The 15,436-nt window shown below is 73.8% G+C and carries 15 protein-coding genes; 7 read left to right on the top strand and 8 right to left on the bottom strand.

The window, feature by feature from the left end; genetic code table 11:
• The first annotated feature begins 96 nt into the window (after positions 1-96).
• From bchI to ACS5PV_RS18570, 6 genes are all read left to right on the top strand, one after another.
• Complete coding sequence (gene bchI / locus ACS5PV_RS18545) at positions 97-1,071, top strand: magnesium chelatase ATPase subunit I (protein ID WP_455396923.1); 975 nt, start codon at positions 97-99, stop codon at positions 1,069-1,071.
• Positions 1,068-2,792, top strand: coding sequence for a magnesium chelatase subunit D (locus ACS5PV_RS18550; protein WP_455396817.1), 1,725 nt, complete (start codon positions 1,068-1,070; stop codon positions 2,790-2,792). The genes bchI and ACS5PV_RS18550 overlap by 4 nt, the downstream gene beginning before the upstream one ends.
• Positions 2,793-2,795: 3 nt before the next feature.
• Positions 2,796-3,671 carry an alpha/beta fold hydrolase BchO gene (gene bchO / locus ACS5PV_RS18555; protein WP_455396818.1) on the top strand — a complete coding sequence of 292 codons (876 nt, stop codon included), beginning with the start codon at positions 2,796-2,798 and terminating at the stop codon, positions 3,669-3,671.
• Positions 3,672-3,748: 77 nt separating this feature from the next.
• Positions 3,749-5,275 (top strand): phytoene desaturase family protein, encoded by a 1,527-nt coding sequence (gene crtI / locus ACS5PV_RS18560; RefSeq protein WP_455396819.1) that lies wholly within the window; start codon positions 3,749-3,751, stop codon positions 5,273-5,275.
• Positions 5,256-6,335 (top strand): phytoene/squalene synthase family protein, encoded by a 1,080-nt coding sequence (locus ACS5PV_RS18565; RefSeq protein ID WP_455396820.1) that lies wholly within the window; start codon positions 5,256-5,258, stop codon positions 6,333-6,335. Before crtI ends, ACS5PV_RS18565 begins: the two co-directional genes overlap by 20 nt.
• Positions 6,332-6,475, top strand: a complete 144-nt coding sequence (locus tag ACS5PV_RS18570; RefSeq protein WP_455396821.1) for a hypothetical protein — start codon at positions 6,332-6,334, stop codon at positions 6,473-6,475. The genes ACS5PV_RS18565 and ACS5PV_RS18570 overlap by 4 nt, the downstream gene beginning before the upstream one ends.
• 497 nt (positions 6,476-6,972) lie before the next feature.
• Here the strand turns inward: ACS5PV_RS18570 and ACS5PV_RS18575 are convergent, their stop codons facing one another.
• The 7 genes from ACS5PV_RS18575 to ACS5PV_RS18605 all read right to left on the bottom strand — a co-directional run bounded on the left by ACS5PV_RS18575 (position 6,973) and on the right by ACS5PV_RS18605 (position 13,871).
• On the bottom strand, positions 6,973-7,980 hold the full coding sequence (locus ACS5PV_RS18575; RefSeq protein ID WP_455396822.1) for a DUF3616 domain-containing protein: 1,008 nt from the start codon (positions 7,978-7,980) through the stop codon (positions 6,973-6,975).
• Positions 7,981-8,146: 166 nt separating this feature from the next.
• Positions 8,147-8,470, bottom strand: coding sequence for a hypothetical protein (locus tag ACS5PV_RS18580; RefSeq protein WP_455396823.1), 324 nt, complete (start codon positions 8,468-8,470; stop codon positions 8,147-8,149).
• Positions 8,471-8,543: 73 nt separating this feature from the next.
• Positions 8,544-9,932, bottom strand: a complete 1,389-nt coding sequence (lpdA, locus tag ACS5PV_RS18585) for a dihydrolipoyl dehydrogenase (RefSeq protein WP_455396824.1) — start codon at positions 9,930-9,932, stop codon at positions 8,544-8,546.
• A 3-nt stretch (positions 9,933-9,935) separates the two neighbouring features.
• The gene (locus ACS5PV_RS18590) at positions 9,936-11,318 is read right to left on the bottom strand and encodes a dihydrolipoamide acetyltransferase family protein (protein WP_455396825.1); all 1,383 of its coding nucleotides are present in this window, start codon (positions 11,316-11,318) and stop codon (positions 9,936-9,938) included.
• Between the two features lie 3 nt (positions 11,319-11,321).
• Positions 11,322-12,335, bottom strand: coding sequence for an alpha-ketoacid dehydrogenase subunit beta (locus tag ACS5PV_RS18595; RefSeq protein WP_109973959.1), 1,014 nt, complete (start codon positions 12,333-12,335; stop codon positions 11,322-11,324).
• A gap of 1 nt (position 12,336) precedes the next feature.
• On the bottom strand, positions 12,337-13,584 hold the full coding sequence (locus ACS5PV_RS18600; protein WP_455396826.1) for a thiamine pyrophosphate-dependent enzyme: 1,248 nt from the start codon (positions 13,582-13,584) through the stop codon (positions 12,337-12,339).
• A 32-nt stretch (positions 13,585-13,616) separates the two neighbouring features.
• The gene (locus ACS5PV_RS18605; protein ID WP_455396827.1) at positions 13,617-13,871 is read right to left on the bottom strand and encodes a hypothetical protein; all 255 of its coding nucleotides are present in this window, start codon (positions 13,869-13,871) and stop codon (positions 13,617-13,619) included.
• 190 nt (positions 13,872-14,061) lie between these two features.
• On the opposite strand from ACS5PV_RS18605, the gene ACS5PV_RS18610 reads away from it, so the two are divergent.
• Positions 14,062-14,526, top strand: a complete 465-nt coding sequence (locus tag ACS5PV_RS18610) for an Lrp/AsnC family transcriptional regulator (protein WP_455396828.1) — start codon at positions 14,062-14,064, stop codon at positions 14,524-14,526.
• Positions 14,527-14,591: 65 nt separating this feature from the next.
• On the opposite strand, the gene ACS5PV_RS18615 is transcribed toward ACS5PV_RS18610, so the two are convergent.
• Positions 14,592-15,428: an SDR family oxidoreductase gene (locus tag ACS5PV_RS18615; RefSeq protein WP_455396829.1), complete on the bottom strand. Its 837-nt coding sequence runs from the start codon at positions 15,426-15,428 to the stop codon at positions 14,592-14,594.
• Positions 15,429-15,436: the final 8 nt, after the last annotated feature.

The following is a 15,436-nucleotide window of genomic DNA, read 5'->3' on the forward strand; positions in this document are numbered from 1 at the left end:
GGCTTCGCGAAGCCGACCGTCGTGGATCCCGCCCTGCACGCCGAGGTGAGGCCCCGCCCGCCCTATCCGTTCTCGGCCATCGTCGGGCAGGACGCGATGCTCCGCGCGCTGCTCGTCGCGGCGGTCGATCCGGCGGTGGGCGGGGTGCTGGTCTTCGGCGATCGCGGCACCGGCAAGTCGACCGCCATCCGCGCGCTCGCCGCCCTGCTGCCGCCGATGCGGGCGGTGGCCGGCTGTCCTTACGCCTGCGATCCGGTCGATGCCGCCTCGCTCTGCCCGTCCTGCGCGGCGCGGCGGGCGCAGGGGCTCACCGTCAGGACCGTGCCGGTGCCGGTGGTCGACCTGCCCCTCGGCGCCACCGAGGACCGGGTCGTCGGCGCGCTCGATATCGGCCGGGCGCTCGGGGCCGGCGAGAAGGCGTTCGAGCCCGGGCTGCTCGCCCTCGCCAACCGCGGCTTCCTCTACATCGACGAGGTCAACCTCCTGGAGGACCACCTCGTCGACCTGCTCCTCGACGTGGCGGCGTCGGGCGTCAACACCGTCGAGCGCGAGGGCCTGAGCCTGCGCCATCCGGCGCGGTTCGTGCTCGTCGGCAGCGGCAACCCGGAGGAGGGCGAGCTGCGCCCGCAGCTCCTCGACCGCTTCGGCCTCGCCGTCACGGTGACGACCCCCACCGACCTCGCGACGCGCGTCGCGATCGTGCGCCGCCGCGACGCCTACGAGCGCGATCCCGCCGCCTTTGCCGCCGAGTGGGCGGCGGAGGAGGCCCGGCTCGGCCAGGCGATCCTGGCGGCGCGCGCGCTTCTGCCCGACGTCGCGGTGCCGGACGCGGTGCTGGAGGCCGCCGCCCGCCTGTGCCTGGCGCTCGGCACCGACGGGTTGCGCGGGGAGCTGACCCTGATGCGCACCGCGCGCGCCCATGCGAGCCTCGACGGGGCCCCCACCGTGACCCTCGACCACCTGCGCGAGGTGGCGCCGAGTGCCTTGAGCCACCGCCTGCGCCGCAATCCCCTCGACGAGGCCGGCTCCGAGGCGCGGATCGCCCGGGCGCTGGCCGAGGTGCTCGGGTGAGCGCGGCGCCCGACGCGGCCTGGACCCGGGCCTGCCTCGCGGCCTCCCTCGCGGCGATCGACCCGGCCGGGACGGGCGTCGTCGTGCGCGCCCGGCCCGGCCCGGTGCGCGAGGCCTGGCTTGAGCGCCTGCGCGCCTCGCTCCCGGAGGGAGCGCCGGTGACGCGCCTGCCCGCCGGCATCGCCGACGACGCGCTTCTCGGGGGGCTCGACCTGCCGGCGACCCTGGCGGCGGGACGCCCGGTGGCGCAGGCCGGCCTGATCGCCCGCAGCCATCGTGGGGTGGTGGTGGTGCCGATGGCCGAACGGCTCGGCCCCGGTACCGCGGCGCGGATCGCGCAAGCGCTCGATACCGGCGTCGTCGAGGTCGCCCGCGACGGGATCGCGGCCCGGCATCCGGCCTGCTTCGGCCTCGTGCTCCTCGACGAGGGGGAGGGTGAGGACGAGGCGATCCCCGCCTGCCTCGCCGACAGGACGGCCCTGCACCTCGACCTCGACGCCGTGCCGCCCGGCGCGCTGGCGGGGACGCCGCCGCTCCCGGACCTGACGGCCGCCCGCCGCGCGGCCGAGGCCGACGTGCCGCTCGAGGCGCAGGAGGCTTTGTGCGCCCTCGCGGTCCGCCTCGGCATCGCGTCCCTGCGCGCGCCGCTCCTCGCCCTGCGGGTGGCGCGGCTGCACGCGGCGCTCGCCGGACGCGCGGCCGTGGAAGACACCGATCTCGCCGCCTCCACGGCTCTGGTGCTCGCGCCGCGGGCGCGAACCTGGCCCTCCGAGGAGGCCGAGCCTCCGCCGCCCGACCGGGACGAGGCCGGCCCGACGGACCCGGAGACCGACGATCCGGGCGGCGGGAGCCAGGGCCTCGACGACCGCGTCCTCGCGGCGGTCGCGGCGAGCCTGCCGCCGGGCCTCCTTTCCCGCCTGCTCGCGGCCAAGGGCCCGCGCACGCGCAGCCCCGACGCCGGGCGCGCCGGCGCCGCCGCATCGGCGCAGACCGGCCGTCCGGTCGGGGCGCGGCCGGGCGATCCGCGCCGCGGGCGCCTCGCGCTGATCGACACCCTGCGGGCCGCCGCGCCCTGGCAGCGCCTGCGCCGCGGCGCGGGCGAGGCGCGCCTGCGCATCACGCCTGACGACCTGCGCATCCGCCGCCTGGTGCGGAAGCGCGAGACCACCACGATCTTTTCCGTCGACGCCTCCGGCTCCGCCGCCCTGGAGCGGCTGGCCGAGGCCAAGGGCGCGGTCGAATCGCTCCTCGCCGAATGCTACGTGCGGCGCGACCGCGTCGCCCTGGTGGCCTTCCGGGGCCGGGGCGCCGACCTCCTCCTCGCCCCGACCCGCTCGCTGGTGCGGGCCAAGCGCGCGCTGGCCTCCCTTCCCGGCGGCGGCGGCACGCCGCTCGCGGCGGGCATCGAGGCGGCGGGGCGGCTCGCCGCCGCCGAGCGCCGGGCGGGGCGCAGCGCGACCGTGCTGCTCCTCACCGACGGCCGTGCCAACATCGCTCGCTCCGGCGCCCCGGGCCGGGTCCAGGCGGGTGCCGACGCGCTCGCCGCCGCGAAGGCGCTGGCGGCGGAGGGCACCCGCGCGCTTGTCATCGACACCGCCGCCCGCCCGCAGGATTCCGCCCGGGCGCTCGCCGCCGCGATGGCCGCGCGCTACCTGGCCATGCCGCAGGCCGACGCCGCGCGCCTGACCCGGGCCGTGCGCGAGGCCGCCCCGCCGGGTTGACCGATGGCCGCCACCGACGACAGGCCCGCCTTCGCCCGCGAGGGCCGCGACTGGCCGAACCGCGAGGCGAGCCGCTTCGTGTCGGCCGGCGGCCTGACCTGGCACGTGCAAGAGGCGGGGGAGGGCCCGGTGCTGCTCCTCGTCCACGGTACCGGCGCGGCGACCCATTCCTGGCGCGGGCTGCTACCGCTCCTGGCAAGAGACTTCCGGGTGATCGCCCCCGACCTGCCGGGCCACGGCTTCACCGATCCCCTGCCGACGCCGTCGCTGCCGCGCATGGCGCGCGCGCTGGCCGACCTGCTGCGCACCCTCGGCGTCGCGCCCGAGGTCGCGGTCGGACACTCCGCTGGCGCCGCGATCGCAGCCCGGCTCTGCCTCGACGGAGCGCTGGCGCCCCGCCTCCTCGTCGGGCTCAACGCGGCGCTGAAGCCCTTCCCGGGCATGGCCGGCTTCATCTTCCCGGCGATGGCCCGCGCCCTGTTCCTCAACCCGGTGACGCCGCGGGTCTTCGCCTGGTCGGCCGACCGGGCGGCGGTGGAGCGGCTGATCCACGGCACCGGCTCGACCCTCGACCGCACCGGCCTCGACCTCTACCGCCGCCTGTTCCAGACCCCCGGCCACGTCGCCGGGGCGCTCGGCATGATGGCGCACTGGGACCTGATCCCCCTTGACCGCGACCTGCCCCGCCTCAAGCCCCCGCTGCTGCTGATCGTCGGCGGGCAGGACCTCACCATCGCCCCGGACGTGTCGTTCGGCCTCGCCGACCGCCTCGGCGGGCGGGCCCGGGTGGAGCTTTTGCGCGGCCTCGGGCACCTCGCGCACGAGGAGAGGCCGGAAGTGGTGGCCGAGCTGATCCGGGCCGGGGCGGCCCAGGCCTGAGCCTCGGGCAGAACGAGACCCGCGCCACCGACTTTCCCGCTTGCCACCCGCCCCGACCGCGATGATAGTGTCAACTTATGTTGACACTCGACGACGCGCCGCCGCGGGTCACGACCGCCCGGCGCAGGCCCCGTGCGGTGGTGATCGGCAGCGGCTTCGGCGGGCTCGCGGCGGCGATCCGCCTCGGCGCGCGGGGCTACCGGGTCAGCGTGCTGGAGCGCCTGGACCAGCCCGGCGGGCGGGCGCGGGTGCACCGGCAGGACGGCTTCACCTTCGATGCCGGGCCGACCATCGTCACCGCGCCGTTCCTGTTCGAGGAGCTGTGGCGCCTGTGCGGGCGCTCACTCGCCGACGACGTGACGCTCGTGCCGATGCGGCCGTTCTACCGCATCCGCTTCGACGACGGCGCCAGCTTCGCGATGTGCGGCGAGGCCGAGGCGATGCGCGACGAGGTCGAGCGCCTGTCGCCGGGCGAGGCCCCGGCCTACGACCGCTTCATGGCGCTGTCCGACGAGCTGTGCCGGGTCGGGTTCGAGCAGCTCGGCGCGGTGCCGTTCGGGCGCCTCGCCGACATGCTGCGCATTGCCCCCGACCTCGTGCGGATCGGCGGCCATCGCAGCGTCTACAGCCTCGTCTCGTCGGTGTTTCGCGACGAGCGCCTGCGCACGGCGTTCAGCTTCCACCCGCTCCTCATCGGCGGCTCGCCGTTCCGGGCGAGCGCGCTCTACTGCCTGATCGCCGCCCTGGAGCGGCGCTGGGGCGTGCACTCGGCGCTCGGCGGCACCGGCGCCCTGGTGCGCGGGATGGTGCGGCTGATCGAGGGCCAGGGCGGCGAGGTGCGATGCGGCGCCGAGGTCGAGCGGATCCTGGTGAAGGACGGGACCGCGCGGGGCGTGGCGCTCGCCGACGGCACCGAGATCGCCGCCGACGTCGTGGTGTCGAACGCCGATTCGGCCGTGACGGCCCTGCACCTGCTGCCGAAGGAGGCGCGGGGCTGGCGCGAGCGGCGGCTCGGCCGGGCGCATTCCTCGATGGGGCTGTTCGTCTGGTATTTCGGCACGCGGCGGACCTATCCGGATCTCGCCCACCACACGATCCTGCTCGGGCCGCGCTACCGCGGGCTTCTCGACGACATTTTCTCCCACAAGGTGCTGGCCGAGGACATGAGCCTCTACCTGCACCGCCCGACCGCGACCGACCCGAGCGTCGCCCCGCCGGGCCACGACGCGTTCTACGCCCTGGTGCCGGTGCCGAACCTCGCCGGCGGGCAGGACTGGGCCGCGCTCGCCGAGCCGTTTCGCCAGCGCATCGCCGCGCGCCTCGAAGCCACCGTGCTGCCGGGCCTGTCGGGCTCCCTCGTCACCTCCCGCGTGACGACGCCGCAGGATTTCTCCGACGATTTCCTGGCCTTCCGCGGCTCGGGCTTCGGCCTCGAGCCGATCCTGACCCAGAGCGCCTACTTCCGCCCGCACAACCGCTGCGGCGCGGTGCGCCACCTCTACCTCGTCGGCGCCGGCACCCATCCGGGGGCCGGGCTGCCGGGGGTGCTGTCCTCCTCGAAGATTCTCGATCGCGTGGTGCCGGATGCTGCCGTCTTCGCCTGATGCGCGTCGTCAAACGCCGTTTGCGGCGTCCCTGGCCCGCTCCGCCGACCACGCCGCCTGCCGGGCGGCGATCCGGGCCGGCTCGCGCAGCTTCTACGCCGCCTCGTGGCTGCTGCCGCGGGACGTGCGCCGCGACGCCTACGGGCTCTACGCCTTCTGCCGCCTCTCCGACGACGCGGTCGACGGGGCGGGCGCCCGGGCGGACGCGGTGCCGCGCCTGCAGGCGCGATTGAGCGCGGCCTATGCCGGCCGCCCCGCCGACGCGCCCGCCGACCGGGCGCTCGCCGAGATCGTGACCCGCCACGCCATTCCCCAGGCGCTGCCCGCCGCCCTCCTCGAGGGGCTGGCCTGGGACGCCGCCGGACGGCGCCATCCGGATCTCTCCTCCCTCGTCGCCTACGCCGCCCGGGTCGCCGGCTCGGTCGGGGCGATGATGACGCTGCTGATGGGCGAGCGCTCGCCCGAGGCGCTGGCGCGGGCCTGCGACCTCGGCATCGCCATGCAGCTCACCAACGTCGCCCGCGACGTCGGCGAGGATGCCCGCAACGGGCGGCTCTACCTGCCCGAAGCCTGGCTGCGCGAGGCCGGGCTCGATCCCGACGCCTTCCTCGCCCGGCCCGAGCCGAGCCCGGCGCTCGCCACGGTCGTCGCCCGCCTGCTCGCCGCCGCCGACCTCCTCTACGCGCGGGCGGAATCCGGCATCGCGATGCTGCCGCCGGCCTGCCGCCCGGCGGTGCGCGCCGCCGGGCTGATCTACGCCGAGATCGGCCGCGACCTCACCCGCAGCGGGCTCGACTCCGTGACCCGCCGCGCCCGGGTGCCGGGCGCCCGCAAGGCGCGGCTGCTCGCCCGCGCCGTCGCCACGCCCTCGATCCGCCGCGCCGACCGGCCGGCCCTGCCGGAAGCCGCCTTCCTGGTCGAGGCGGTGCTGGCGACGCCGCTCGCTCCCGCGGCGACGCGGCCGGCCTGGTGGAACCTCGGCGGGCGGGTCGTGCGCGTGCTCGACCTGATCGAGACCCTGCGCGAGCGCGAGCGGCTGGGCGGCGCGGCCCCGTCGTGAGCCAGACGCTGTTCGCGCTGCTCGATTTCGGGCTGGTGTTCGGGGCGGTGCTGGGGTTCGGGTTCTGGCAGCTTCATGTGCTGCGGCGGGACAAGCGGCGGCGGGCGCGCCCGGAGGATGGCCCGGGGCGGGATGCGTGACGATGATCCAGGCGTCGCCGTGCACGATTGCCGGCTTGGCCGATCGGATTCACCGCCCGAATGCTGCTCGATCGGTATCCGCCGGCATCTCGACCTCCTGGTCATTCCGGGCCGCGTGGCGGAGCGCGGAATCCGGCCATCGCGGTAATGCCGACAAACGCAAACGGCGCTCCCCTCGCCCGTGTGGGAGAGGGGAGGCGCGCCATAGTAATCTTTGAGCGGATCCACCGGAGATCGCGTGAATGCCTGAATTCCGGGTTCCGCTACGTGACCCCAGAACGACGCCGAGGATGATGAGCCTGCGAGAGGCCGACTGAAACGGGCTCCGAGTTCGTCAATCGAATCTCACTCGCCATCATCCCGGATTCCCGGCAACCCTCGCCGCGGCACGGCGCGGAGGGTTGCAGACCGGTCCCGGGCCTCGCCGCGCTGCGAGCCCCGGATAGAGCGACACTGTCGCGAGATCTTCCCCGCGAACGGCCGATCGGAGCGTCCCCTCACTCCAGCTCCAGTACCACGCTCCGGAATCCTTGCGGCTTGCGCGCCGGGCAGATGTCGCCGTCGTCGCTGACGAGCTGCACCTTCTTGCCGTCGGATGCGACGAGCAGGCCCTCGGGCTGGAAGTCGGGGAGCGCCGCCAGCGCCTCCGCCACGCCCGCGACGCGGGTCGGCGCCTCGCCGGCCTTGCCGGACCAGCGGTAGAGATCGGCGGCCTCGCCGCCGCTGCCCGAGCCGCCGGCGATCAGGAAGTAGGCCTTCGCCCCGGGCGCGTAGGCGATGTCGCGGATGCCGCGGCCCTTGAGGTCGAGGGCGACGGGCTTCCCGAGCTTCGGGGCCGCGCCGCTCGCCAGCACCTCGGAGGGGTTCTCGAACGGCACCACCAGGGCGTCGTTGTCGGCGTTGAGCGGGTTGCGCAGGCCCACGAACAGGCCGCGCCCGTCGGGCATCGGACTCAGCCCCTCGATGGCAAAGCCCCGCCGCCGCGGGCTCAGGCTCGCCTTCGCGGCAAGGTCGACGGCGATGCGCTCGGACAGGCGCGGGTCGAGGTCGGCGATCGCCTTGGCGAGGCCCTGGAACGGCTTGCCCTTCGGCGTCACCGCGGGCGCCTTGGCATCGCCGCCGACCGTGAGGGCGAGCACCTGGCGCGAGGATTCGCGGGTGCGCCCGTCCGCGTCGCGGGCGTGCGAGCCCATCAGCACCAGGTCGCTGCCGAGCCAGGCGAGGGATTCGAGGTCGGCCTTGGCGGGCTCCTCGCGCGCCGTGGTGGCGAGCGCCGCGTCGAGATCGCCGCCCTTGAGCATCAGCGGCGGGCCGGATTCGTCAGCTTTGTAGAGGCGCAAGCTGTTGCTCTCGTCGTCGACCACCAGGAAGCGATCACCGAAGCTGCCGGCCGGGTAGGGGACGGCGCCGGAGGCCTCGCACGGGCCCCAATGCATCAGCACCGGCCCGGTCTTCACCTCGGCACGCGCGCCCTGCGCCGCGAGGCAGAGGGTGAGCACGGACACGAATCTTCCCAGGCGTCTCGAGCCCCGGCCCGTCATGGCGATTCTCCCTGGATCGCGGCCTGTTTCAACCAGAGCCGTCTTCGCAGTATTTCACGCGGTCACGGATCCCTTCAATGCTATGGTGGAAAAATCTTCGTGTGACCGTGCAGCACCGGGCCGCACTGCGTCAGCCCTCCTCCGGTGCGTCCGCCTCGCTGCTCCCCGCCCGCCGCGTGGCGACGAAGCGGCGGCGCGCCTCGGCCGCCTCGCGGAACGCCCTCGTGCGCGGCGGGTGCTGCGCCAGCTTGCCGATCTCGCGCAGGATCAGCTCGGCCTCGAACGCCGCGGCGCGCTCTCCCGCGGCGGCCCGGCTGTCGGTGCCGTGGGAGGCGGTGTAGCGCTCCAGCCCGTCGCGACAGACCGCGACGCGGAATTCCAGCCACTCGATCACGTCGCCGAACGCCCGGGCGCGGATCTCCGCGGCCGTGGCCCGGCGCTTCTTCTCGCTCACCGCTCGTCCCTCCGCGGTCCGGACGAGCGATGGTGTCACAGATCGCGCGGCGATTCGCCCGATCGCCCGACGCTCAGATGTGGAGAGCCTCGCCGAGTGCCCGAAGGTTGGCCTCGTGGAAGGCCTCGCCCAGCGTCGGGTGGGCGTGGATCGTGCCGGCGATGTCCTCCAGCCGCGCGCCCATCTCCAGAGCGAGGCCGAAGCCAGCCGCCAGTTCCGAGACGCCGGCGCCCACCGCCTGGATGCCGAGGATGAGGTGGTTGTCGGCCCGCGCCGTCACCCGCACGAAGCCGTCCTCGGCGCCGAGCGTCATGGCACGGCCGTTGGCCGCGAAGGGAAACAGGCCGGTGCGGATCTCGTGTCCGGCGGCCCGGGCCTCCTCCGGCGACAGGCCGGCCGAGACCACCTCCGGGTCGGTGAAGCACACCGCCGGGATCGCCACCTTGTGGAAGGCGCGGCGGCGCCCCGCCACGATGTCGGCCACCATCTCGCCCTGCGCCATGGCGCGGTGGGCCAGCATCGGCTCTCCGGTGACGTCGCCGACCGCCCAGACGTTGCGCATCGAGGTGGCGCAGCGCTCGTCGATACGGATGAACGGCCCGCTCATGTCGAGGTCGAGCCGGTCGAGGCCGAGATCGTGCGTGCGCGCCTTGCGGCCGACCGCGACCAGGATGACCTCCGCCGGAATTTTCTTGGACTTGCCCCCGACCTCGACGGCCAGCGCGTCGCCGGACAGCCCGCTCGCCTTCGCGCCGAGCAGCACCTCGACCCCGAGCGCCGCGAGGCGCCGCGCCACCGGCCGGGTCAGCTCGGCGTCGTAGGCCGGCAGGATCCGCTCGGCCATCTCGACCACCGTCACCTTGGCGCCGAGCTTGGCGAAGGCGGTGCCGAGTTCGAGGCCGATATAGCCCGCGCCCACCACCGCCATCGTGGCGGGGACCTTCTGCAGCGACAGGGCCTCGGTCGAGGAGATGACGCGCCCGCCGAACGGAATGTGGGGGAGCGCCGCCGGGACCGAGCCGGTGGCGATGATCACGTGCTCGGCCCGCACCCGCTCCGGGCCGGTATCGGTCTCGACGAGGCAGGTCTTGCCGTCGACCATCTGCCCGCGCCCGCGCAGGATCTTGACCCCGCCGCGCTTGAGGAGTGAGGCGACGCCGGTGTTGAGTCGCCCGACGATTCCGTCCTTCCAGGCCACCGTGCGGGGAAAGTCGAGGGTGGGCGGGCCGGCCGAGAGGCCGAAGGGCGACGAATCCTCGGATTGCAGGACGGCCGCGTGATAGGCCTCGGCCGCGTGGATCATCGCCTTCGAGGGGATGCAGCCGACGTTGAGGCAGGTGCCGCCGAGCCGGTTCTCCTCGACCAGCACCGTGTCGATGCCGGCTTGACCGGCGCGGATCGCCGCGACGTAGCCGCCCGGGCCGCCGCCGAGCACCAGAAGCTTGGTGGTGATCTCGCTCAACGATCAGGCCTCCATGAACAACGTCGCGGGCGTCTCGAGAAGGCCCTTGAGCGCCTGCACGAATAGGGCGGCGTCGTAGCCGTCGACCACCCGGTGGTCGAAGGACGCCGAGAGGTTCATCGTCAGGCGCGGCACGAAGGCGCCGTCGCGCCAGACCGGGCGCATCACCTGCTTGTTGACGCCAATGATCGCGACTTCCGGCCGGTTGATCACCGGCGTCGTCACGATGCCGCCCAGCGCCCCCAGCGACGTGATGGTGATGGTCGATCCCGAGAGCTCGTCGCGGGCGGCCAGCCCGTTGCGGGCAGCCTCGGCCAGGCGCCGCACCTCGGCGGCCGCGTTCCACACGTCGCGGGTCTCGGCGTGGCGGAGCACCGGCACCATCAGGCCGGACGGGGTCTGGGTCGCGATGCCGACATGGATCCCGGCATGGCGGTGGATCACCTCCGCCTCGTCGTCGTAATGCGCGTTCATCTGCGGGAAGTCCGGCAGGGCGCGCACCAGGGCCTGGACCAGGAACGGGATCAGCGTCAGCTTCGGGCGGGCCGCGCCGTAGCGCTGGTTGAGGGCGGCGCGCAGCTCCTCCACCGCCGTCACGTCCACCTCCTCGACGTAGGAGAAGTGGGCGACGCGGCGCTTGGCGTCGGCCATGCGCTGGGCGATGCGCCGGCGCAGCCCGATGACCTTGATCTCCTCGACGCCCGTGCGCGGGGCGCGGCCGGCGGGCGCGGGGGCGGCGTCCTCGGGCGGGGTGTTGAGGAACGCGTCGAGATCGTCGTGACCGACACGGCCGGCCGGACCCGTGCCGCGGACCTGGCGCAGGTCGATGCCCGCTTCCAGGGCCCGCCGGCGCACCGCCGGGGAGGCGATCGGCTTCTCGCCGGCCGGCCGCGGCGGACCCGAGGAGGGGGCCGTGGCGGCAGGGCGGGGGGCAGGGGTTGCAGGCTTGGCCGGGGCCGGCTTCGGTGCTGCGGCGGCGCTCGGCGCCGCGGCGGATTGGGGAGCAGGTGCCGGCTGGGCCGGCTCCAGGCCGTCGGCGGCCGGGACCAGGGCGGCGGCCGGCTGGCCCGCTGCGGCGTCCTGCGCCCGCGCCACCTCCGGCGCCACCGCGATGCCGGCCTCGGGAGCCGGCGCGGCCTCGCCGCCCTCGACCTCGAGCCGCACCAGTTCGGCCCCGACCGCCAGCATCTGGCCGGCTTCGGCGCCGAGGGCCGCGACAGTGCCGCTCACCGGAGAGGGAATCTCGACGGTGGCCTTGTCGGTCATCACGTCGGCGAGCGGCTGGTCCTCGCGGACGACGTCCCCGACCTTGACGTGCCAGGCCGAGACCTCGGCCTCGGCCACGCCCTCGCCGATATCGGGCAGCTTGACGATGCGAAAGCCCACGGGTCAGCCCTCCATCGCGGCGCGAAGCGCCCGGCCGACGCGCTCGGGGCCGGGGAAGTAGGCCCATTCCTGGGCGTGCGGGTAGGGCGTGTCCCAGCCCGCGACCCGGACGATCGGCGCCTCCAGGTGGTAGAAGCAGGATTCCTGCACCAGCGCGGCGAGCTCGGCGCCGAAACCCGAGGTCAGGGTCGCCTCGTGGGCGATGACGCAGCGCCCGGTCTTGCGCACCGAGGCCTCGATCGTCTCCATGTCGAGGGGAAGGAGCGTGCGCAGGTCGATGACTTCGGCGTCGATTCCCGTCTCGGCGGCGGCGGCCTCGGCGACGTGCACGATGGTGCCGTAGGCGAGCACCGTGACGGCCGATCCTTCGCGCCGGATCGCCGCCTTGCCGAGCGGCACGGTGTAGTGCCCGTCCGGCACCTCGCCGAGGTCGTGGCGGGCCCACGGCGTCACCGGCCGGTCGTGGTGGCCGTCGAACGGGCCGTTGTAGAGGCGCTTGGGCTCCAGGAAGATCACCGGGTCGGGATCCTCGATCGCCGCGATCAGGAGGCCCTTGGCGTCGTAGGGGTTCGACGGCACCACGGTCTTGAGGCCCGCCACGTGGGTGAACAGCGCCTCGGGGCTCTGGCTGTGGGTCTGGCCGCCGAAGATGCCGCCGCCGGTGGGCATCCGCACCACCATCGGGGCGGTGAACTGGCCGCCCGAGCGGTAGCGCAGGCGCGCGGCCTCCGACACGATCTGGTCGTAGGCCGGGTACATGTAGTCGGCGAACTGGATCTCGATGCAGGGCTTCAGGCCGTAGGCCGCCATGCCGACGGCGGCGCCGACGATGCCGAGCTCGCTGATCGGCGCGTCGAAGCAGCGGCTCTTGCCGAAGCGGGCCTGGAGCCCTTGGGTGCAGCGGAAGACGCCGCCGAAATAGCCGACATCCTCCCCGAACACGACCACGTCGTCGTCGCGCTCCATCGCCACGGCCATCGCGTCGCGGATGGCCTCGATCATCGTGCGGCGCGGCATCTCAGTACCCCGCCTGCTGGCGCTGGCGGCGCAGGTGGGGGGGCATCTCGGAAAACACTCCTTCGAACATGTCGCGCGGCGAGGGCTTGCCGCCGGCGTGAAGCGTGCCGTGGGTCTCGGCCTCGCGCTGGGCAGCCACGACCTCGTCGAGGATCTCGGCCTCGCCCTGGCGGTGGCGCTCCTCCGACCAGGCGCCGCGGGCGATGAGGTGATCCTTGAGGCGCTTGACCGGATCGCCGAGCGGCCAGGCGTCGAACTCGGTCTTCGGCCGGTAGGCCGAGGGGTCGTCCGAGGTCGAGTGCGCGCCGGCCCGGTAGGTGACGTACTCGACGATGGTCGGCCCGAGATTGCGCCGCGCCCGCTCGGTCGCCCACTTCGCCACCGCGTGGACGGCCAGGTAATCGTTGCCGTCGACCCGGAGCGCGGGAATGCCGAAGCCGTGGCCGCGCGCCGCGAAGGTCGAGGAGCCGCCGCGGGCGAAGCCCTGGAAGGTCGAGATCGCCCACTGGTTGTTGACGACGTTGAGCACCACCGGCGCTCGGTAGGTCGAGGCGAAGACGAGCGCCGCGTGGAAGTCGGATTCGGCGGTCGAGCCGTCGCCGATCCAGGCGGCGGCGATCTTGCTGTCGTTCTTGATCGCCGAGGCCATCGCCCAGCCGACCGCCTGGACGTACTGCGTCGCGAGGTTGCCGGAGATCGAGAAGAAGCCGTGCTCCTTGGCCGAGTACATCACCGGGAGCTGCCGGCCGTGCAGCGGATCGGCCTCGTTCGAGTAGATCTGGCACATCATGTCGACGAGCGGATAGCCGCCGGCGATCAGCAGCCCCGCCTGCCGGTAGGTCGGGAAGTTCATGTCCCCGGGCTGGAGCGCCCGGCGGAAGGCGGTGCTCACCGCCTCCTCGCCGAGATGCTGCATGTAGAACGAGGTCTTGCCCTGGCGCTGGGCCATCAGCATGCGCGCATCGAAGGCGCGCAGCTTCATCATGTCGCGAAGCCCGGCGAGCAGTTCCTCGTCGGTGAGCGAGCCGGCCCAGGGACCGACCGCTTTGCCGTCGGAATCGAGCACCCGGATCAGTGTGTAGGCGAGGTCGCGGATGTCGGCCGCCGCCACGTCGACCTCCGGCCGGCGGACGGCGCCGGCCTCCGGGATGTCGAGATCGGAAAAGCTCGGATTGCCGCCCGGGCGGACGGCGGGCTCGGGCACGTGAAGGCTCAACGCAGCCTGGGGGCTCGGGGCGTCTGGCGGCATGGGAATCCCTTGGGGAGGGGGCTTTCGGGACGTCAGGACGGCGCGCCGACGCGCGCCTCGACCACTGCCGGGTGGCGCGACAGGCGGGCGGCGAGGAAGGAGAGGTCGGTCCCATCCGGGACCAGGATCGACAGGGTGACGGCGGAGGACGCGCCCTCCGACGCGAGGGCGAGAGTGCGTAAGCCGTAGCCGGCCCGCTCGACCTCGCCGAGCAATCGCGTCACGCCGTCGAAGACGTGCAGGATCCGGGCGCGGATCTCGATGACGTGCTGTTGCTCGCCAGCCATGCGCGTCCTCCCGCGACGCTTGATTTGACTCCCTTGTAGCCCGGTCCGGCCGGATGGTCCTCGCCGATTTTCGAGGCTAAAGCCGGGTTCGGGAGAACACGGAATGGCATCGAAGGCGGAATCGCCGAACAGACGTTCTGCACGGGCGGCAGCACCCGCGAAGGGCGCCGAGCCGCACAGGCTCGACGACGTGGACCGTCGAATCCTCGGCGCCCTGCGGGCGGACGGAAGGCTGACCATCGCGGGCCTCGCCGAGCGGGTCGGCCTGTCGCAATCGCCGTGCTGGACGCGGCTCCGACGCCTGGAGGAGGCGGGGCTGATCCGCGACTACGTCGCGGTGCTCGACCATCGGGCGCTCGGCATTCCCGACGTGGTCTTCGTCGAGGTGACCCTCGACAAGCACGACGACTCGGTGCTGGAGGCCTTCGGCATCGAGATCCTGCGCATTCCGGAGGTCCTGGAGGCGCATCTGGTGACCGGCGAGTACGACTACATCATCAAGGTCGCGGTCAGCGGCACCGCGCATTACGAGCGCTTCCTGCGCGAGAAGCTCTACCGCATCCGCGGCATCCGCCAGTCGCGCTCGGTCTTCGCGCTGCGCACCCTGAAGCAGGAGGTCTCGGTCGATCCGGTCGCCATCGCCCGGCAGCCCTGACGATGACGCGGAGGATGTCGATCCGTTGCGAGAACCAGGCAGGCGCGTCGGGGGCAACCAACCCCCTACACCAGCCCCCGCAATCCCTCCCGATACGTCGGATAGGCGAGCTCCACCCCCAGCTCCTCCCGGATCAGCCGGTTCCGCACCCGCTTGTTCTCGCCGTAGAAGCTGCGCGCCATCGGGCTCAGGCTGGCGGTGTCGAAATCCACCGCCGGCGGCAGCGGCAGCCCGGCAAGCTCGGCCGCGAAGGCCGTCACGTCCTGGGGCGGCGCGGGCTCGTCGTCGGTGACGTTGTAGATCGCGCCCGGCCGGGGCCGGTCGAGGGAGGCGGCGAGGGTCGTCGCGATGTCGTCGACGTGAATGCGGTTGAATACCTGCCCCGGCTTGACGATGCGCTGCGCCTTGCCCTGGCGCAGCTTCTCGAAGGCGTTGCGCCCCGGCCCGTAGATGCCCGACAGCCGGAAGACCTGCACCGCCTTGCCCGTCCGCGCGCCGAGTTCGGCCCAAGCGGTCTCCGCCGCCACCCGGTGGCGGGTGCGCTGGTGGGTGGGCGCCGGCGGCGTCGCCTCGTCGATCCAGGCGCCGCCCTGGTCGCCGTACACTCCGATGGTCGAGAGGTAGCCGATCCACCGCGCCGGGCCGGCGGCGATCGCGTCCGAAAAGGCCGCGAGCGCCGGGTCGCCGCCGGAATCCGGCGGGATCGACACCAGGATCGCGTCGGCCCGGCCGAGGTCGTCGGCGATCCGCGGATCGGTCGTGTCGGGCGAGAACACTCGCACCGTCACGCCGTCGACGTCGGCCGGCGCCTGCCGGGTCGCCGTGACGCCGGTAAAGCGCGCACGCTCGCGCGCCACGAAATGGCCGGCCGTGTAGCCGAGCCCGAAGACGAACAGGTGCATGGCCGAGC

This window comes from Methylobacterium sp. Gmos1 (genome assembly GCF_053764715.1).